Here is a 19,449-nt window from a genome sequence, read left to right on the forward strand (position 1 = left end):
AAAAAAAAAAGCGCGCCGAGGCGCGCTTTTTTGCGGTGGTGGGGAGGACAGGCGCTTACCGGAAGGAGCGGATGTCCACGAAGTGCCCTTCAATCGCAGCCGCCGCCGCCATGGCCGGGGAAACGAGGTGGGTGCGGCCCTTGAAGCCCTGACGACCCTCGAAGTTGCGGTTCGAAGTGGAAGCGCAGCGCTCGTAGGGGCTCAGCCGGTCATCATTCATGGCCAAGCACATGGAGCAGCCCGGTTCGCGCCAGTCGAAGCCGGCTTCCACGAAGATCTTGTCGAGCCCTTCGGCTTCCGCCTGTTCCTTCACGAGGCCCGAACCCGGCACGATCATCGCGTTGACCTTCGGGTTGACCTTGCGACCTTCCACCACCTTCGCAACGGCGCGTAGATCTTCGATGCGGCCATTCGTGCACGAGCCGATGAACACGCGGTCGAGCGCGATGTCGGTGATCTTCGTGCCGGCCTGAAGGCCCATATATTCCAGGGCGCGGATCTTCGAAGCGCGCTTGTTTTCGTCGGCGATCAGTTGCGGGTCCGGAACCACGCCTTCCACGGACACGACGTCTTCCGGTGACGACCCCCAGGACACGATCGGCGGCAGGGCGGCCGCGTTCAGGCGCACCACCTTGTCGAAATGCGCGCCCTCGTCGGTGCTGAGCGTCTTCCAGTAAGCGAGTGCTGCGTCCCACGCTTCGCCCTTTGGTGCGCGCGGCTTGTCCTTTACATAGGCAAAGGTGGTTTCGTCTGGAGCGATCAAGCCAGCGCGTGCGCCCCCTTCAATCGACATGTTGCAGATCGTCATGCGCCCTTCCATCGAGAGCGCCCGGATCGCTTCGCCCGCATATTCGATCACATAGCCCGTACCGCCGGCCGTGCCGATCTCGCCGATGATCGCCAGGATGATGTCCTTGGCGGTCACGCCTTCCGGCAACTGGCCGTCGACCTGAACCAGCATGTTTTTGGCTTTTCTCTGGATCAGCGTTTGGGTCGCCAGGACATGCTCGACCTCCGAGGTGCCGATCCCATGCGCGAGCGCGCCGAACGCGCCATGCGTGGAGGTGTGGCTGTCGCCGCACACGATCGTCATGCCAGGCAGCGTGAAGCCCTGTTCGGGACCAATGATGTGGACAATGCCCTGGCGCACATCCGCCGCATCATAATATTCCACACCGAATTCGGCCGTGTTGCGAGCAAGCGCCTCGACCTGGATCCGACTTTCCTCGTTCTTGATGCCGAACTTGCGCTCCGGCGAGGTCGACACGTTGTGGTCGACCACGGCCAGCGTTTTCTCGGGGTGCCGAACCTTGCGGCCGGTCATGCGCAGGCCTTCGAAAGCCTGAGGGCTGGTGACCTCGTGGACGAGGTGGCGGTCGATATACAGGAGGCAGGTGCCGTCGTCCTGACGGTCAACAACGTGGTCGTCGAAGATCTTGTCGTAAAGCGTGCGTGGTGCGGTCATGATCGGTGATCCGTTATTCGTTGGCGTGGCTGGATGCCAAAGGCTCTGGCGAACGGATCTAGCGAAGTCGTGCCGTTGAAGCCCCGCAAACATGCGAAAAGAAGCGGCCCGGCAGACGCTTGCGGTCCTGCAGGGTGAAACGGCGATAGGCGGGCTTGCCAAACAGCGCTTCCATGTGCCGGCTCATATCAAGCTTCCGCTGTTTCGGCAATCGAGCGTGGATCGCAGGCGCTCAGGTCTTTGGCTTGTTGGGATCGGCGGGGGAGTAAGCGTGCTTGCGCGCCGGCTGGTCCCCGTCGTCGCTTTCTGTTTCGCCACCGCTGATCCAGTCGCTCAGGAAACGCACGAGCGCCAGAACCATAAGCGCAAGCCCCGTGCCGAGGAGGGCGATCTGCCAAAGGCCGAGCCCGCAAGCGAGGCCGATCGCCCCCGCCAACCACATGCCAGCGCCCGTCGTGAGACCATGGACCTTGCCGCGGCCGGCCCAGATCAGCCCGGCTGCCAAAAAAGCCACGCCGGCCGTCACCGCTTCCACCGAGCGGATTGGATCAACCTGCACGGGGGCGTCCCTGAAAATCGGCTGAAGAGTGATCTCGACGGTGAGGATGCCGTAAACGGCTGCTGCCACGCAAACCATGATGTGGGTGCGCAGGCCCGCCGAATGACGCTGCCATTCCCGTTCGAAGCCGATGACCGCTCCCAAAATCGTGGCGAGGAGGATGCGAGCCGTCAGAACAGGAAAGGGGATGATCGTCGGGCTGCCGAACTCTTCGAAAAGCGCTTCCATGTTTGCGTGCCCAAGTTGGTATCCCGGCAAAGCTTACAAGATGGTCCTGGGGTCCGCTACCGGATGCCCGCTTTCGACGCCCAGCCGAACACCGTCACTCCGCCGCGGGTTGATCCTGCCTCAGGTCAAGCATCAGGAGTTCCTCATCATAGCTTTGGCCATTGATGATCAACGCATCACGTTCCACGCCATAGGGCACGAAGCCAAGCGCATGATAAAGGCGCCGCGCTGGCAGGTTGTGCATGGTGGCATTGCAAAGCAGGATCACGCGCTCCTTGCGGGCATGGGCGATGATCGCTTCCACCATGGCGCGGCCGACACCGGTTTTTCGCCAGGCGGGCTTCAGGTACACCGCCACCATCGTTGCCTTGTGTCTCGTCTTGGCGCGACGCTCCGGCAGATAACACGCTGTGCCGATCAGGGTCGCACCGCTGAACGCACCGATGGTGACACCGGGGACTGCCGGCTCGCAGCGCAACGCCATGTCCGCGTCGCTGAGATCAGCCTCGTCTTCCGGGCTGGCGCTGAAAGCTTCCGGCGTGTCGTGAAGCGCTTCCATGCGGATCGCGCGATAAGCGGCAGCATCCGCCGCGGTGAGCGGGCGGATAACCGTTTCGGGTGTTGTGGTGATGACCCCCTCCCAAGCGTCCGTGAGGAGGGGCGGCTGCCGTTGCAGCCGCCCCTCGATCGTTATGCGGCTTGTGGTGCCGCATCCGTGTCCAGCGCGTCAATACCGCCGGCGCGGTCATATTGCGCCTCGTCAAGGATGCCGGCGCGCTTGGAGACCAGCGTCGGGATCAGCGCCTGCCCGGCGACATTGACGGCCGTGCGGCCCATGTCGAGGATCGGGTCAACGGCAAGCAGAAGCCCGACGCCGGCAAGCGGCAGGCCCAGCGTCGAAAGGGTCAGCGTCAACATCACCACGGCGCCTGTCAGCCCCGCCGTTGCCGCCGAACCGATCACCGACACGAACACGATCAGGAAGTAGTCCTGGATCCCGAGCGGCACGCCATAGAACTGCGCCACGAAAATGGCGGCAATGGCCGGGTAGATGGCCGCGCAACCGTCCATCTTGGTGGTGGCGCCCAGCGGCACGGCAAAGGCTGCATATTCCCGCGGAACGCCAAGGCTCTTTTCGGTAACCGTTTCCGTCACGGGCAGCGTGCCAATGGAAGAACGCGACACGAAGGCGAGTTGGATGGCGGGCCACGCACCGGCGAAGAAGCGGGCCGGATTGAGGCCGTTCAAGGTGAGAAGAACCGGGTAGACAACGAACAGAACCAGCGCGAGGCCGATGTAAACGGCGGCCGAAAACCAGCCGAGTTGCGACAGGGTGTGCCAACCATACTGTGCCACGGCGTTGCCGAGCAGGCCGATCGTGCCGATCGGCGTCAGGCGGATGACCCACCAAAGCACCTTGCGGGTCAGCGCCAGAAGTGAGCGGTTAAAGGCCAGAAACGGCTCGGCAGCGTCACCGATCTTGAGGGCGGCCACGCCGATTGCAATGGAAACAACGAGGATCTGCAGCACGTTGAAGTTCAGCGCCGTGGTGGCGCTCCCGTCCGTGACCCTGGTGGAAGCCTGCAAGCCCAGGATGTTGGCGGGCACGAGGCCCTTCAGGAAGTCGATCCATGAGCCGGTGGACGATGGTGCCGCAGCGGCTTCTGCTGCAATCTGCGTGTTTAGGCCAGGCTGGATCACGAGACCGAGCGTGATGCCGATCACAACCGCAATGAGGGCGGTGATGGCGAACCATAGAAGCGTTTGCCAGACCAGTGCAGCCGCGTTGGACAACTGTCGCAGGTTGCTGATGGAGGCAACAATGGCGGTGAAGATCAAGGGCGGAACAAGCGCGCGCAGGAGCTGCACGAAGATCGAACCAATGGTCGACAGCGTTTGTGTCAGCCAGTTCGGATCCCCGTTGAGGCTAGTTCCCATGTTGCGGGCAATGAGGCCGAGCACCACGCCAAGCACCATGGCGGTGAGAACCTGAAAGCCGAAACTGGCGTAAAAGGGCTTGGGCGCAGCGGGTTTCGCCGCGCTTGAGGCGGAAGTGAGTGTAGGCATCTGGTGTACTCCACGAGCCCGCCGCCCCTGTCTCGGTGCGCGGACAATCCTAAGCGTGACTTAAGACGGCCGCTGCCGTTCAAACAGGCAAGCTGCTGCAAAGTTCGGCAGGAATGGAGTTTTTTCGTCCACCAGTTAGCGATACGGCATAAAAAAAGCCCCGGCGGATGCCGGGGCTTTTTTCAACTCGCCTGCACTGGTGTTATTCGCGGTTGCCCATGAACGACAGCAGGAAGGTGAACATGTTGATGAAGTCGAGATACAAGCGTAGCGCACCCATGATGGCCTTACGGCCAGCGACCATCGTGTCGTCGCCCTCGTAGTACATTTCCTTGATCTGCTGGGTGTCATAGGCGGTGAGGCCAGCAAACACCAGAACACCAATCGCGGAGATCGCGAACTGCAGCGCAGAAGACTGCAGGAAGATGTTCACGACCATGGCGATCAACAAGCCGACCACGCCCATGAACAGGAAGGAGCCCATTCCCGACAGGTCACGCTTGGTGGTGTAGCCGAACAGCGACAGGGCACCGAACGAAGCGGCCGTCACGAAGAAGGTCTGAACGATGCTCTGGCCGGTGTAGATCAGGAAGATCGTGGACAACGAAAGTCCGACGAGGCCTGAATAAACCCAGAAGGTCGCTTGCGCCGCTGCAACGCTCATCGTGTGAATGCGGAACGACAGGAACATGACCACGGCCAGCGGAGCCAGGATCACGACCCAGCGAAACGCGCTCTGGTAGAGCAGCTGTCCAAGCGGGGTCAGCGTGCCGTCGGCGACCGCCATCTGAAAGGCGCCCCAGGCCACGAGGCCGGTGATGCCCAGGCCCATCGCCATGAGATTGTACACACGCAGCATGTAGCTGCGCAGGCCCTCGTCAATGCCGGCATCAGCACGGGCGCCGTAAGTGGCCTGCCGAGTCTGATAGTTGCGAAGATTAGCCATTGTTTCCTCTGTTGCTTTTGTCTCGTCCGGTGTCCGGTCGCGGATTAACCGAGGCGCCGCTGGCGAGACGTCCAGCATGCCTAGAGCGGAATATGAGGTTTTGCGAAGGCAAGAACAAGAGGCGTCGCGCGCGGGAATGGTCACGTGATCGTCAAATCGTGACGCAGCGGCAGGATGATCTGGATTGTTGAAAAGCCACGCGATATGCCGGGCTGTTTCGGCTTGGACGCCGCGGGAGATGACCATGAACAAGACGGCGCTCGTGACTGGATCGAACTCCGGGATTGGATTGGCCATCGCGCGGGAACTCGCTGCCGCTGGCTATGCCGTTGCGCTGAATTCCTTTACCGATCGGCCCGAGGATCATGCGTTGGCGCAAACGTTGGCGCAGGAATTCGGGGTCGAGGCGGTTTACCTGCCGGCCGACATGGCCGATCCGCAGATTTGCCGCGGCCTGGTGCAACAAGCCCATGAGCATTTCGGCCGCCTGGATGTTCTCGTGAACAATGCAGGGATCCAGCATGTGGCGCCGGTGGAAAGCTTCCCCTTGGAACGCTGGGATGCGATCATCGCGATCAACCTGTCTTCTGCCTTCCACACCACTGCCGCGGTTGTTCCGCTGATGAAGGCCGCGGGAAGCGGGCGCATCGTCAACATCGCTTCCGCGCACGGCTTGCGCGCGTCGCCCTTCAAGTCCGCCTATGTTGCAGCCAAGCACGGGGTGGTCGGGTTGACCAAGACCGTGGCGATTGAGCTCGCGCAAAGCGGCATTACCTGCAACGCCATCTGCCCCGGCTTCGTGCGCACACCGCTTGTGGAGGTGCAGATCGACGATCTCGCGGCGGCTCATCCGGACATGGACAGGGATCAGGTGGTGCGCGACATCGTGCTGCAGAAGCAGCCTAGCAGGCAGTTCGCCACGGTCGAGCAGATCGGCGGGTGCGTTGTGTTTCTGTGTTCAGACGCCGCCGCCCAGATCACCGGAACAACGCTTTCAGTGGATGGTGGCTGGACCGCCCAGTAACGATCCTCCACCGCTCATCGAAAAACGATGAGCCGCGCAACGAATTTCAGCAGTTTGCTTCCAGCAGATTGCGCGCGAAACTGCATCAAGGTTTGAGGCTGGCCGAGGGTGGCCCTTGTCTGCAGCGTTCCGGCTTAACCAATGTTTTCGCTTCTAAGGGAAGCTGAACTGCTGTATCGATCCACCGGTGCGCGAGGGGCAAGAAAGTCGCCAAGCGCTGTCGGCATCGCATCCGCAGATCCGTCCTTGAAGAAGGATGGGTGCGATCCCGCGAATAAGGGGCGGCAAGGCCGCGTCGGTTGAAACATGGCAAAGTTCAGATTTCACAAGGTCGCCGCGGTTGCGGTGTTGATCGGCACGGCAGCCTGGATGGGGACGGGCAAGTTCTCCTCCGTTGGCTCGGCCGCACAGGAAGCGCCGGCTGCGGCTGCGCCCGCTGCAGGTACGCCTGAGGCCGCGCCGGCACCGGAGGCCGTTGCCCGTACGGTGGCTTACGTCGTGCCGCCTCGGCGCATGCATGCCCGCGCCATTCGCATGTCCGGGGTCACCGAAGCCAACAAGCGCGCAATCCTGGCCACGCGAGCCGGCGGCATCATCGATGAACTGCCGGTGCAGCAGGGGCAGCGGGTCGAAACCGGCGATCTCATTCTGCGTCTTGCCGCGGAAGAAAAGGCCGCGGCCGTAGAAACGGCACGCGCGGTGTTTACGCAGCGCCAGGCGGAAAACAAGGCTTCGGAAAGTCTCGCCAAATCCGGCAACCTCGCGCGCTTGCAGATCGATGCATCGCGTGCGGCCCTGGCACAAGCACGCTCCCAACTGGAAGCGGCGGAAGCCGAACTCGCCCGCGACGCGGTTTTGGCGCCCTTCAACGGCGTGGTCGACAAGATCGATGTCGAGCTCGGCAGTTCGGTGATCCAGGGCGGGCAGGTCGCCACCCTGCTCAACCTCGACCCGATCCTTGCCGTCGGCGAGGTCAGCGAGCGCGAACTTGGTTTCCTCGAGGTCGGCTCCGAAGCGGATGTGCGGCTCATCAACGGCATGCAGGTTGAAGGAACGGTTCGCTACATCAGCCGCGAAGCGTCCGCGCAAACCCGCACCTTTCGCATCGAAGTCGCGGTGCCCAACAGCAAGGGCGAAATTCCCGCCGGAATGACCGCGGAAATTACCCTGCGTGCCGCTCCCGTGGATGCGGTGTTCCTGCCGCGTTCCGTGGTTACGCTGTCGGTGGACGGTGAGATCGGCGTGCGCAGCCTCGATCCAAGCGACAAGGTGGTGTTCATTCCAATCGACCTCGTGGACGATACGCCCGAAGGCCTCGTTCTGGCGGGCATCCCGAAAGACACGCGCATCATCGTAGCCGGCCAGGACCTCGTGTCCAACGGCGACCTCGTCAAGCCGGTTGAAGCCGACATGGCGACGCTCAGAACCCTTGCGGGTGAAGCAACAGGCGGCTGAAGAAGATGGGCTTGGTTGGCTACGCCATTCGCAACGCACGGCTGACGCTGTGCATCCTGCTGTTCTTCATTGTGGCGGGCGCGCTCGTTTACCGCGCGATCCCCAAGGAAGCCGAGCCGGACATCCAGATCCCGATCATCTATGTCAGCCTGACCTACCAGGGCATCTCCCCGGAAGACGCCGAGCGGCTCCTGCTGCGCCCCGTCGAAACGCAGATGAAGAGCCTGCAGAACGTCAAGGAGATCCGTGCCGCAGGTTACCAGGGCGGCGGCTTCGTTCTGGTGGAATTCATGGCCGGCGCGGATCTGTCCAACGCGCTGCAGGATGTCCGCTCCAAGGTCCAGGACGCACGGCGCGACCTACCCCAGGGCGTCGATGAACCAACGGTGACGGAAGTCAACGTGTCCGACTTCCCCGTGCTCGTGGTGACCTTGTCGGGCGACGTTCCCGAACGGGCGCTCACGGTCGCAGCACGTGAACTGCGCGACCGCCTCGAAGAGGTGGAGGGCGTGCTTGAGGCAACCCTGCAGGGCGCGCGCGAAGATCTCGTCGAGGTCATCATCGATCCCGTCAAGCTGTCATCCTATGGATTGCGGCTCGACCAGCTGATCCAGGGCGTGGGCGCTTCCAACAGCCTGGTCGCGGCGGGCGCGATCGAAGGCAGTGAAGGACGCTATGCCGTAAAGGTGCCGTCCTTGATCGAAACGCCCGAAGATGTGGCAGACCTGCCGATCGTGGCGGGGCCGAACGCCGTGGTGCGGGCAAGGGACCTCGCAACCGTGCGCTCGACGTTCAAGGACGCCGAGACCATTACCCGCCTCGACGGGCAGCCCGCGATTGCCATCGAGGTCAAGAAGCGCACGGGAACGAACCTGATCCACACGGTGGAGCAGGTGAAGCTCGTTGCGGAGAACTTCAAGGCAAATCTGCCGGAAGGCACGGTCGTGTCGTTCAGCCAGGACAAGTCGACTTTCATCAACCAGATGCTGAGCGACCTCCAGAACCACGTGCTGATCGCCGTGATCCTGGTTTTCATCATCATCCTTTATTCCCTGTCCGGCCGGGCCTCGATCCTGATCGGCTTGTCGATCCCTTCGTCGTTCCTGCTTGGCATCTTGATGCTCGGCTTGATGGGCTACACGGTCAACATGATCGTGCTGTTCGGCCTGATCCTGGCCGTCGGCATGCTGGTGGACGACGCCATTATCGTCACCGAATATGCCGAGCGCCGGATGTCGGAAGGCATGGACCGCAAGCAGGCCTTCGCGGAAGCAGCCAGCCGCATGGCGGGCCCGGTGATTGCCGCGACCCTCACGCGTATCGCGGCCTTTTCGCCGCTCCTGTTCTGGCCGGGCCTGGTTGGCGAGTTCATGAAATACCTGCCGATCACGCTGATCGTGACCTTGGCGGCATCCATGCTGTACGCGCTGGTGTTTACGCCCACGATCGGTGCGCTGATCGCCAAGGCCCACCCGCATGAAGAAGAGCAGGCGCGCGACGGGTTCTACATGAACACCGTCAAGGCCGCGGTCCGCTTCCCGAAAACGGTGTTGCTGCTGACGGTTGCGATGCTGGTCGGCGTCTTCATGGCCTACGGCAGATATGGCGCCGGCGTCGAATTCTTCCCGAATGTGGAGCCGGACTACGGCCTGCTTTACGTGCATGCGCGCGGCAATCTTTCGCTGGAAGAAAAAGACGTGGCGGTGCGCGAAGCCGAAAGGCGCATCCTCGGATGGCCGGGCATCAAGTCAGTTTACACCCGTTCCGGGTCGACCCGCGGTGGCGGCAACGAAACGGCGGAAGACGTTGTTGGCGTCATCCAGTACGAGTTCATCGATTGGCGGGAGCGCAAGCCGGCCAACGATATCCTGGATGACCTGCGCGTGGCGATGACCGGCATCCCTGGCGCCGACATCGAGGTGCGCGTTCCCGAAGCCGGTCCGCCCACCGGGAAGCCGATTCAGGTGGAACTCTCGACGGCCAATCCTGAAGGTCTGGCAGATACGGCGCGTGCGGTTGCCGCCACCATCGGCAAAGTGCCCGGCGTGATCGACCTGACCGACGGTTTGCCGCCTCCCGGCGTGGACTGGGCGCTACAGGTGGACCGGGCAAAGGCGGCGCAATATGGCGTGAGCCCCGCTTCGGTCGGCACGGTGGTGCAGCTCGTCACAACAGGGCTCAAGCTTACCGATTACCGCCCTGCGGGGTCAGATGATGCGGTGGACATCGTGCTGCGCTTGCCTGAAGAGCGCCGCACGCTGGCGACGCTCGACCAGCTGCGCGTTGAAACACCCGGCGGCTCCGTTCCGATCTCCAACTTCGTCAGCCGCGTCGCCGAACCAAGCGTCAGCATCCTTAACCGCATCAATGGCCAGCGCACCATCAAGGTGGAAGCCAACATCGCGAACGGCTTTCAGGTGGCGGCCGTGCAGGCGCAGGTCACGCAGGCCGTGTCTGACATGAACCTCGGCGCGGTGCGCTGGAAGCTGGGCGGCTCGGATGAGGAAAGCCAGGAAGCGGCGACCTTCCTGACCAACGCCTTTGGGGCCGCGATCTTCCTGATCTTCGTTGTGCTTCTCGCACAGTTCAACAAGTTCACCAGCGTTTTTCTCGTGCTGATGACCGTGGTGATGGCCACGATCGGCGTGTTCCTCGGCTTGCTGATCACCGGCCAGCCGTTTGGTATCGTGATGTCGGGCATTGGCGTCATCGCGCTGGCGGGTGTGGTGGTAAACAACAACATCGTGTTGATCGACACCTATGACCGCCTGCGCGAAGAAGGATGGAGCAAGCGGGACGCCATTCTGCAGACTTGTCGTGAGCGCGCGCGCCCGGTGGTGCTGACGGCGCTGTCGGCCATTCTCGGCGTGCTGCCGATCGCCTTCGGCCTGGGGCTGGAAATCTTCCACCAGGAAACCACGATCAACGCGCCGTCGACGCAATGGTGGATTTCCCTGTCCTCGGCCATCGTCTTCGGCTTGTCGTTCGCCACCGTCCTGACGCTGGTGGTGACGCCTTCGGCCCTCATGGTGTTCACCCGTGACAAGAAGCGGGCTGCCAAGCGCAGCCTCCTTTCCCGCTTGTTGCGGCGCAAACCGGATGAAAAGGACGTCCCGGAAGCGGGCAACGAGCCGTTCGGTCCTGCGGTGCCTTACCCAAAGGCGGCCGAGTAAGTGCCGCCGGGTGCTCGACTCAGGGTTGAAGCACCGGGGAACTGTTGGGTTTCCCGCGCATTGCTGCCGCGGATGAGCCAGCACATCATTGGCTCCCGTGGAGGAGAGCCGACGTGACCCTTTCCAGCCTTCTGATCATCATTCTGATCCTGCTTTTGATCTGTGCGATCCCGAGTTGGCGTTATTCCCGGGGTTGGGGCTATGGCCCTTCCGGGATCATCGGCGTCATTCTCGTGGTGCTGGTTGTTCTGGTGATGATCGGCCAAGTTTGATGCGCCAGGCACCAGGCAGCAGCATCAACTTCCAAGCGGAGGCCGAGCGCTGTCCGCGGTTGCAGCAAAGCCTGCTGCCAGGCTGATCGCCAGCAGAAACACGGACAGAACCATGAAGATCACCGCGAAGCCGGTGTTCTGGCCAATGAAGCCAATGAACGATGGCGCCACGAGGATGCCTGAATAGCCCAGCGTGGTCACCACGCTCATCCCGGCCCCAGGGGGCAGGCCCGGCTGGTTGCCTGCAGCCGAAAAGGCGATCGGGATGATGTTGGCCAGTCCGAGACCCGCGAATCCAAGAGCGCCGATCACCAGCCATGGGGTCGGTGAAAGCCCGGCCACCAGCAGTCCGATTGCAGCGATCAGGCCGGATATCCTCAGGGTCCTCACTGCGCCGAAGCGGTTGCGAACCGCGTCTCCAAGGAAGCGCATGACCGCCATGGTGGCGGAAAAGGCGGCGAAGGCAAAACCAGCCGTCGCGATGTCGGCGCCGCGTTCCTGGCGCAGGTAAAGAGCAGCCCAATCGAGAATGGCGCCTTCCGGGATCATCGCAAATAGTGCGATCAGGCCAACCACATAGATGGTCGGCTGGCGAGGAAAGCGCAGCGGTTGTCTCGCTCCTTCCTGCGGCTGATCCTCGTCAATGAGCGCCACCGCTGCCACCCCGACGGCTGCCAGCGACAAGGCCGACACCACCAGCGCGTGGGAAAAGGAACCGAGCGCCTGGATGGTGATGCCGCCAAGCGCACCGCCGGCAAAGCCGCCAAGGCTCCAGAAGCCGTGCGAAGCCGACATGATGGCGCGCTTCAATGCCTTCTCCACCGCCACCGCATTGGTGTTCATGGCAACATCCATGCCGCCCACCAGAGCACCGAACAGCACCATCGCAGGTGCGGCCAGCCAAAGGTTCGGCATGATCACCACGAGGGGAAGCCCAAAGCAGCAGGCAAGCGCGAACCAGCGAAGCACACGTCGCGAGCCGAGGCGCGGTATCAACACGCCACAGGAGGGCATCGCTACCAGGGCGCCGAGACCGAAGCCGAGGATAAGAAGCCCGAGCGTGGCCTCGCCGATCTCCAGCCTCGTCAGAAGCAACGGTATTTGTGGCGCCCAGCTGCCCACGATGAAGCCGTTCGCCAGAAACATGGCCGCAACCGCCCAACGGCCGCGTCGGGCCTTCCGTTCAAGATCCGTATTCAAGATGCTCTCCACTCACCCGCGGCAGAGCTAAATCGATTGAAGCACCAGTCAATGGGCCAGCGATAGACTGCCGGCAGCCAGCCGGTCACGTTTCGTCACTGCCGCGAAACAGAAGATCTAGGCATAAACCACCAACAAGTCCTTGGCGTCGATCTGGTCGCCCGCGCGAACCAGAACCTCGGAGATCGTGCCGTCGCGTTCGGCATGGAGCGCCGTTTCCATCTTCATGGCCTCGATCGACAGAAGCACGTCGCCGGTCTTCACGCTTCGCCCCGGAGAAATCGCGAGCGTAGAGACCACGCCAGGCATCGGTGCACCGACCTGCGCCTCGTTTCCGCTTTCCACCTTGCGGCGAGCCTTGGACGCATTTGAGCCGCGCAGCCGGTCCGGCACCTTGATGCGGCGTGGCTGGCCGTTGAGCTCGAAGAACACGGTCACCATGCCTTGATCATCTACATCGCCGATCGCAAGGCAGCGCACAATCAACGTCTTGCCACGCTCCAGGTCGAGCGCAATCTCGTCTTCCTGGCGCATGCCATAGAAGTAGTTGGGCGTCGGCAGCACACTGACGGGGCCATAGGTTTCCTGCGCCGCAGCAAAGTCGGTGAAGACCTTGGGGTACATCAGCCAGGAGGCGAACTCCTGCTCGCTCGCTGGCCGGCCGAGCTTGTCTGCGAGCTCCTTGCGCTTGGCTCCGAGATCCGCCGGCTCAAGCAGGGCGCCAGGACGCGCGGTGATGGGCTCAGCACCCTTCAGCGCCTTCTTCTGCAAGGCTGCCGGCCAGCCGCCCGGAGACTGACCGAGGTCGCCTCGCAGCATGGACACGACGGAGTCGGGGAAGGCGATGTCCTTGGTTGGGTTTTCGACGTCCGCAACGGTCAAGTCCTGGCTCACCATCATCAGCGCCATGTCGCCCACCACCTTGGAGGAGGGGGTTACCTTGACGATGTCGCCAAACATCAGGTTCACGTCGTGGTAGGCTTGCGCCACCTCGTGCCAACGGGTTTCCAGTCCCAGCGAGCGCGCCTGCTCCTTAAGGTTGGTGAACTGGCCACCGGGCATCTCATGGAGATACACTTCCGACGCTGGGCCCTTCAGGTCGCTTTCAAACGCCGCATACTGATTGCGCACCGCTTCCCAGTAGAACGAGACGCGCCGGATCGCTTCGGCATCGAGGCTCGTGTCGCGCTCAGACCCTCGCAGCGCTTCCACCAGCGACCCGAGGCATGGCTGTGAGGTGTTGCCGGAAAACGCATCCATTGCCGCATCCACCGCATCGACACCAGCTTCCACGGCGGCCAGCACCGTGGCGGCCGCAATGCCGGATGTGTCATGGGTGTGGAAGTGGATGGGCAGGTCGGTCGCATCGCGCAGCGCCTTGAACAGGACACGCGCGCCGGCGGGCTTCAGGAGACCGGCCATGTCCTTCAGCGCGATGATGTGAGCGCCAGCTTTTTCCAGTTCGGCGGCAATCCCCGTGTAATAAGTCAGGTCGTATTTGGTGCGCCGGGGATCGAGGACATCGCCCGTGTAGCAGATCGTCGCTTCGCAGAGCTTGTTTTCGGTGCGAACAGCATCCATCGCGACGCGCATGTTCTCCACCCAGTTCAGGCAATCGAAGACGCGAAACAGGTCGACGCCGCCGGATGCCGCTTCGCGCACGAAATGCTGCACGACATTGTCGGGGTAATTCGTGTAGCCGACGCCGTTTGCGCCGCGCAGAAGCATTTGCAGGAGGATGTTTGGAGCGCCCTTGCGGACGAGTGCCAGCCGCTCCCACGGATCCTCGGTCAGGAACCGCATGGCGACGTCGAAGGTCGCGCCACCCCAGCATTCCAGCGAAAGGAGTTGCGGAAGCGCGCGTGCATAGGCGCCAGCAACCGCGGCGATGTCGGCGGTGCGCATGCGGGTGGCAAGCAGCGACTGGTGCGCGTCGCGCATGGTGGTGTCGGTCACAAGCACGCGCGTTTCGGCGCGCATCCACCGAGCGAAGCCTTCCGGTCCGAGCGCTTCCAGCTTTTGCTTCGTACCATCCTGCACCGCAGCCTCGAAATGCGGAACACGCGGAGCAGCAATGTCGCTTCGCGGCGTCGGGCGGCCGCGCGTTTCCGGGTGTCCGTTGATTGTGACGTCCGCCAGGTAGGTCAGGAGCTTGGTGGCCCGGTCCTGCCGCTTCACGCTCGCAAAAAGCTCCGGCGTCGTGTCGATGAAGCGTGTGGTGTAGCTGTTGTCGAGGAAGGACGGGTGGCCGATAATGGCCTCAAGAAAGGTGAGGTTGGTCGCCACGCCGCGGATCCGGAACTCGCGAAGTGCGCGGTCCATGCGCTTGATCGCTTCGCCGGCAGTGGGCGCCCAGGCCGTGACCTTTTCCAGGAGCGGGTCGTAAAAGCGCGTGATCACCGCGCCGGAATAGGCGGTGCCGCCATCGAGCCGGATGCCGAACCCCGTGGCGCCGCGGTAAGCAGTGATGCGGCCGTAGTCGGGAATAAAGTTTTGTTCCGGATCTTCCGTTGTGATGCGGCACTGCAGGGCGTGTCCGTTCAGCCGGATCTCGCTTTGCGCCGGGACACCGCTTTCGGGCGTGCCGATTGCAGCTCCCTCGAGGATGTGAATCTGCGCCTTGACGATGTCGATCCCGGTGACCTGTTCGGTGACCGTATGCTCGACCTGAATGCGCGGGTTGACCTCAATGAAGTAGAACTTGCCAGTGTCCGCGTCCTGTAGGAACTCGACCGTACCGGCGCCGATGTAATCCGTGGCTTTGGCGATCTTCAGCGCATAACCGCAAAGCTCCGCGCGCTGGCTCTGGTCGAGGTAAGGGGCTGGCGCGCGCTCCACGACCTTCTGGTTGCGACGCTGGATGGAACAGTCGCGTTCAAAGAGATGCACCGCGTTGCCATGGGTGTCGCCAAGCACCTGCACTTCGACGTGGCGCGCGCGCTCGACGAGCTTTTCGAGATAGACTTCGTCCTTGCCGAAGGCGGCTTTGGCTTCCCGCTTGGCTTCCGTGACTTCCCGCGCAAGATCCGCTTCAGCGCGGATGGCGCGCATGCCACGGCCACCTCCGCCCCACGACGCCTTCAGCATCACAGGGTAGCCGATCGCGTCAGCAAGTTTGCGGACCGCGTCCATGTCGTCGGGCAGCGGCTCGGTTGCCGGGACCACCGGCACGCCGACCTCGATCGCGAGGTTGCGGGCGGCGACCTTGTTGCCGAGCCGGCGCATGGTCCCCGGCTTGGGGCCGATGAAGATGATGCCGTTTTCGGCGCAGGCATCGGCGAACTCAGGGCTTTCCGAAAGAAGGCCGTATCCCGGATGGATCGCGTCCGCGCCAGAAAGCCTGGCAACGCGGATCACCTCGTCGATGGAAAGGTAGCTTTCGATCGGACCAAGATCCTTTGACAGATGAGGACCGCGCCCGATCGGATAGCTTTCGTCGGCCTTGAAGCGATGTAGCGCGTATTTGTCTTCTTCCGCCCAGATCGCAACGGTGGCGATGCCGAGCTCGTTTGCGGCGCGAAACACGCGGATCGCGATCTCGGAACGGTTGGCGACGAGGATTTTCTTGATCTGCACTTCTGAGCTCCGAGCGCGGGGTCTTGGGAGCTTAGCCGATGTTGCAGCGCAAACAAGCAGCAGTGGCGGCATCGGCTGCCGCCAAAAGCAAAACGCCCGGCACGAAGCCGGGCGTTTGTCGCGAAGCCGGAGCGGCTTACTGCGAGATGGTTTCGTAGGTGCCGTTCTTCCACTCGTAGAAGACGTAGCCCGGCAAGGTGACGTCGCCCTTGTCGTCGAACTCCAGATTGCCGAGCACGGTGTTGAACTGGCCTTCGTCGAGCGCCTTGGTGACGGCCTCGAACTCGGTGGAACCGGCAGCCTTCACGGCTTCGGCCCAGGCCTGGATCGCAGCATAGGTGTAGAGCGTGTAGCCTTCCACCGGCTGGTTGGCGGCCTTCAGCGCGTCCACGACGGGCTTGGCGGCCTCGTTCTTGCTTGGATCCGGAGAGAAGGTCATCAGCGTGCCTTCGCCGGCCGGGCCGGTGATCGCCCAATACTCGTCGGTGACAAGCGCGTCGCCCGACATCAGCACGGTGTTCATGCCCTGCTCGCGCATCTGACGCACCATCAAGCCGGCTTCCGTGTGGTAGCCGCCGACGTAAAGCACGTCCACGCCTTCGGACTTCAGCTTGGAAACGAGAGCCGTGTAGTCCTTTTCACCAGCCGTGTAGGCTTCGTACATAGCCGGCTTGCCGCCCTTTTCCTCGTAGGCCGCCATCGTGGCGTCTGCGAGACCCTTGCCATAGGCGGTCTTGTCGTGAACGAAGGCGACCTTCTTGCCTTCGAAGTTGTCGATCAGGTAAGCGCCGGCCACTTCGCCCTGCTGGTCGTCACGGCCGCAAACGCGGTAGATGCCCGGGCCCGGACGCTCATCCGTAAAGGCCGGGTTGGTGGAAGCAGGCGAAATCTGGATGATGCCTTCTTCGGAATAGACTGCCGAAGCCGGGATCGAGGAGCCGGAGCAGAAGTGACCGGCCACGAAAACGACGCCGTCACCGGCCATCTGGTTGGCAACAGCCACGGCCTGCTTGGGGTCGCAGGCGTCGTCGCCGACCTTCAGCACGAGCTTTTCGCCATTGATGCCGCCGGCATCGTTGATGTCCTTGACGGCCTGCTCGGCACCCGCGCGCAACTGAGCGCCGAACGAAGCATACTGCCCGGTCATCGGGCCGGCGGTGCCGATCGTGATGTCAGCCAGAGCCTGACCGGACATCAGCAAACCAAGCGCCGCGCTGGCAAGAAGAACCTTCTTCATTTGAACTCCCATAAACACCTTCAATGTTCCCATTGCGAGGCCGGTGAGGTGCTGTTTCCGGTTCCTCGCTTGCGGTTCCTGTGGAACCGCTTATCCGGCATCAAAGCGCAATTTTCCTTCGAAGAAAAGGCCTTGCTCCAGAATAGCTTAACCCGCCGATCACGCCCGGCGTTTCCAGCCGAGGCCGCCGTTGCGGTCGTATTCGAACCCATATTGGCGCGCCATCTGCTGGCTGCGGGTGATCCGCTGGCCGATGGTGGCGATAACCAGAAGGACGATCAGATCGACGACGTAGTAGTAGGGCGACAACAGGGTGCCGTTGAAGAGCGCGAAGTGGATGAAGCGCGTCGCTGCAGTCAGCAGCACCATGTAGAAGGCGAGCGTTCCCATGGAGCGCCACGTCAACGCGATGGCGCGGCCGGTCAGATATGCCGCACCGCCGGCAAGAATGATCGTGACGAACAGGAACTCCCAGAACGTCACTTCCCAGATCCAAGTCATTTCCGGTGCCATGTCGATTCCTAATGCGCCCCGCCTTCCAGATAGGCAGCTCGGACTTCCGGCCGTTTCAAGAGCTCCGCACCCGTGCCGCTCATCGTGATGCGGCCGTTCACCATGACGTAAGCGCGATGGGCAAGCTTGAGGGCGTGGAAGGCATTCTGCTCCACCAGGAAAACGGTAAGGCCTTCGCTCTTGTTGAGTTCGCGAATGACTTCGAAGATCTGCTTGACGATGAGCGGCGCCAAACCGAGCGAAGGTTCATCCAGGAGAAGCAGCTTCGGGCGACCCATCAACGCGCGGGCGATCGCCAGCATCTGTTGTTCGCCACCAGACAGCGTGCCACCGCGTTGCGAGGCGCGTTCCTTCAAGCGGGGGAACAGCTCGTAGATGCGCTTGAGGTCACTGTCGAAGTGCTCGGGCGCCACGAGCTGTGCGCCCATCTGCAGGTTCTCGAGCACGGTCATGCGCGGGAAGATGCGGCGGCCTTCAGGTGACTGCGCAATACCCAGGCGCATGATCTCATGCGTCGGCATGCGCGTGATATCGGTTCCGTCGTAAAGGATGCGCCCTGTGCGCGCCTGCGGACTACCGCAAATGGTCATCATCAGCGTCGACTTGCCGGCACCATTGGCGCCGATGAGCGTGACGATCTCGCCCGGATTGACCTCGACATCCACGCCGCGCAAGGCGACGATCTTGCCGTAATAGGTTTCAACGCCGGAAACGGAAAGAAGCGGCTGCGCCATCAATTGCTGTCCCGTGCGGCCTGCGGATCGGCCTGATGCTCATGCTCGTGGCGGGCCGCGGTCACCTCGGCGCGCACCTCAGGCACATCGATCTCGGCTTCATCGTCGACACCCAGGTAAGCCGCGATCACCTTCGGATCGTTTTTCACGAAGCCTGAGTCGCCATCGGAGATCTTGACGCCGTAATCCAGCACCACGACGTGATCGGAAATCTCCATCACCACGCCCATGTCGTGCTCGATCAACAGCACGGACGTTCCCTGCTCGCGGATGAACTGCAGGAATTGGTTGAGCTCCGTCGATTCACGCGGGTTCAGGCCTGCAGCCGGTTCGTCGAGGCAAAGGAGTTGCGGGTCCGTACACATCGCGCGCGCGATCTCGAGTCGCCGCTGGTCGCCGTAGGGCAGGTCGCCGGCGGGATCATCCGCACGGTCAACGAGGCCTACGCGCTCCAGCCAGTAAACGGCCTTTTCCACCGCTTCCCGATGCGCCTTGCGGTAGGAGCTCAGCCCAAGAATGCCTGCAAAGGTGAAGCCCGATGCCACCGTTAGCGGGTTGTGCTGGGCAACGAGCAGGTTTTCGAGCAACGTCATGCCGCCAAACAAGCGGATGTTCTGGAATGTGCGCGCGACTTTGGCCTTCTTCGAAATCTCGAAGTCGGGCATGCGCTCGAGAAGGAACACGCCGCTCCCCTTGTCTGTCTCGTAGCGAGCACTGGAGCCGGTGACCTTTTCGACGAGGTTGGCTTTCGCGCCGGCGCCATGGCGCATCACGATGCGGCCTTCCGTGGGCTTATAGAAGCCGGTCACGCAGTTGAAGACGGTGGTCTTGCCGGCGCCATTCGGCCCGATCAGCGCGGTGATGTCGCCGCGCCCGACTGAAAAGGATAAGTCGCCCACGGCCACCAGCCCGCCGAAGCGCATGGTGAGGTGTTCCACCGTCAGAACGGGATCGGTTTCCCACCGATGCACGCTGGTGCCCGCCACCGGCACCCGAGGCT

The 19,449-nt window shown here is 62.5% G+C and carries 16 protein-coding genes; 4 read left to right on the forward strand and 12 right to left on the reverse strand.

The window, feature by feature from the left end; all coding sequences use genetic code 11:
* Positions 1 to 55: 55 nt before the first annotated feature.
* The 6 genes from leuC to J5Y06_RS03755 all read right to left on the reverse strand — a co-directional run bounded on the left by leuC (position 56) and on the right by J5Y06_RS03755 (position 5,265).
* Positions 56 to 1,465: a 3-isopropylmalate dehydratase large subunit gene (leuC, locus tag J5Y06_RS03735; RefSeq protein ID WP_209333745.1), complete on the reverse strand. Its 1,410-nt coding sequence runs from the start codon at positions 1,463 to 1,465 to the stop codon at positions 56 to 58.
* Positions 1,466 to 1,523: 58 nt separating this feature from the next.
* Positions 1,524 to 1,652: a hypothetical protein gene (locus J5Y06_RS23240; RefSeq protein WP_280819015.1), complete on the reverse strand. Its 129-nt coding sequence runs from the start codon at positions 1,650 to 1,652 to the stop codon at positions 1,524 to 1,526.
* Between the two features lie 45 nt (positions 1,653 to 1,697).
* Positions 1,698 to 2,252 (reverse strand): MgtC/SapB family protein, encoded by a 555-nt coding sequence (locus tag J5Y06_RS03740; protein ID WP_209333746.1) that lies wholly within the window; start codon positions 2,250 to 2,252, stop codon positions 1,698 to 1,700.
* Positions 2,253 to 2,346: 94 nt separating this feature from the next.
* On the reverse strand, positions 2,347 to 2,946 hold the full coding sequence (locus J5Y06_RS03745) for a GNAT family N-acetyltransferase (protein ID WP_209334358.1): 600 nt from the start codon (positions 2,944 to 2,946) through the stop codon (positions 2,347 to 2,349).
* Complete coding sequence (locus tag J5Y06_RS03750; RefSeq protein WP_209333747.1) at positions 2,943 to 4,319, reverse strand: dicarboxylate/amino acid:cation symporter; 1,377 nt, start codon at positions 4,317 to 4,319, stop codon at positions 2,943 to 2,945. The genes J5Y06_RS03745 and J5Y06_RS03750 overlap by 4 nt, the downstream gene beginning before the upstream one ends.
* A 202-nt stretch (positions 4,320 to 4,521) precedes the next feature.
* Positions 4,522 to 5,265 carry a Bax inhibitor-1/YccA family protein gene (locus tag J5Y06_RS03755; protein ID WP_209333748.1) on the reverse strand — a complete coding sequence of 248 codons (744 nt, stop codon included), beginning with the start codon at positions 5,263 to 5,265 and terminating at the stop codon, positions 4,522 to 4,524.
* A 238-nt stretch (positions 5,266 to 5,503) separates the two neighbouring features.
* Between J5Y06_RS03755 and J5Y06_RS03760 the strand changes: the two genes are divergently transcribed.
* The 4 genes from J5Y06_RS03760 (at position 5,504) to J5Y06_RS03775 (ending at position 11,189) form a co-directional block, all read left to right on the forward strand.
* Positions 5,504 to 6,289 (forward strand): 3-hydroxybutyrate dehydrogenase, encoded by a 786-nt coding sequence (locus J5Y06_RS03760; protein WP_209333749.1) that lies wholly within the window; start codon positions 5,504 to 5,506, stop codon positions 6,287 to 6,289.
* Positions 6,290 to 6,595: 306 nt separating this feature from the next.
* A complete protein-coding gene (locus tag J5Y06_RS03765) occupies positions 6,596 to 7,744 on the forward strand; it encodes an efflux RND transporter periplasmic adaptor subunit (RefSeq protein WP_209333750.1) in 1,149 nt (382 codons plus the stop codon).
* A gap of 5 nt (positions 7,745 to 7,749) precedes the next feature.
* The gene (locus J5Y06_RS03770; protein WP_209333751.1) at positions 7,750 to 10,917 is read left to right on the forward strand and encodes an efflux RND transporter permease subunit; all 3,168 of its coding nucleotides are present in this window, start codon (positions 7,750 to 7,752) and stop codon (positions 10,915 to 10,917) included.
* A gap of 113 nt (positions 10,918 to 11,030) precedes the next feature.
* A complete protein-coding gene (locus J5Y06_RS03775) occupies positions 11,031 to 11,189 on the forward strand; it encodes a DUF3309 family protein (protein ID WP_209333752.1) in 159 nt (52 codons plus the stop codon).
* A 24-nt stretch (positions 11,190 to 11,213) separates the two neighbouring features.
* Here J5Y06_RS03775 and J5Y06_RS03780 read toward each other — a convergent pair whose 3' ends face one another.
* The 6 genes from J5Y06_RS03780 to J5Y06_RS03805 all read right to left on the reverse strand — a co-directional run bounded on the left by J5Y06_RS03780 (position 11,214) and on the right by J5Y06_RS03805 (position 19,372).
* Complete coding sequence (locus J5Y06_RS03780) at positions 11,214 to 12,335, reverse strand: MFS transporter (protein ID WP_209334359.1); 1,122 nt, start codon at positions 12,333 to 12,335, stop codon at positions 11,214 to 11,216.
* A gap of 171 nt (positions 12,336 to 12,506) precedes the next feature.
* Positions 12,507 to 15,965 carry a pyruvate carboxylase gene (gene pyc, locus J5Y06_RS03785; protein WP_209333753.1) on the reverse strand — a complete coding sequence of 1,153 codons (3,459 nt, stop codon included), beginning with the start codon at positions 15,963 to 15,965 and terminating at the stop codon, positions 12,507 to 12,509.
* Between the two features lie 136 nt (positions 15,966 to 16,101).
* Positions 16,102 to 17,202, reverse strand: a complete 1,101-nt coding sequence (locus J5Y06_RS03790) for a branched-chain amino acid ABC transporter substrate-binding protein (RefSeq protein WP_209333754.1) — start codon at positions 17,200 to 17,202, stop codon at positions 16,102 to 16,104.
* A gap of 159 nt (positions 17,203 to 17,361) precedes the next feature.
* The gene (locus J5Y06_RS03795; protein WP_245247544.1) at positions 17,362 to 17,715 is read right to left on the reverse strand and encodes a DUF6867 family protein; all 354 of its coding nucleotides are present in this window, start codon (positions 17,713 to 17,715) and stop codon (positions 17,362 to 17,364) included.
* 8 nt (positions 17,716 to 17,723) lie between these two features.
* The gene (locus tag J5Y06_RS03800) at positions 17,724 to 18,449 is read right to left on the reverse strand and encodes an ABC transporter ATP-binding protein (protein WP_209333755.1); all 726 of its coding nucleotides are present in this window, start codon (positions 18,447 to 18,449) and stop codon (positions 17,724 to 17,726) included.
* Positions 18,449 to 19,372: an ABC transporter ATP-binding protein gene (locus tag J5Y06_RS03805; RefSeq protein WP_209334361.1), complete on the reverse strand. Its 924-nt coding sequence runs from the start codon at positions 19,370 to 19,372 to the stop codon at positions 18,449 to 18,451. The genes J5Y06_RS03800 and J5Y06_RS03805 overlap by 1 nt, the downstream gene beginning before the upstream one ends.
* Positions 19,373 to 19,449 lie beyond the last annotated feature (77 nt).

This window comes from Tianweitania sediminis (assembly GCF_017813335.1).
Taxonomy (GTDB): domain Bacteria; phylum Pseudomonadota; class Alphaproteobacteria; order Rhizobiales; family Rhizobiaceae; genus Tianweitania; species Tianweitania sediminis.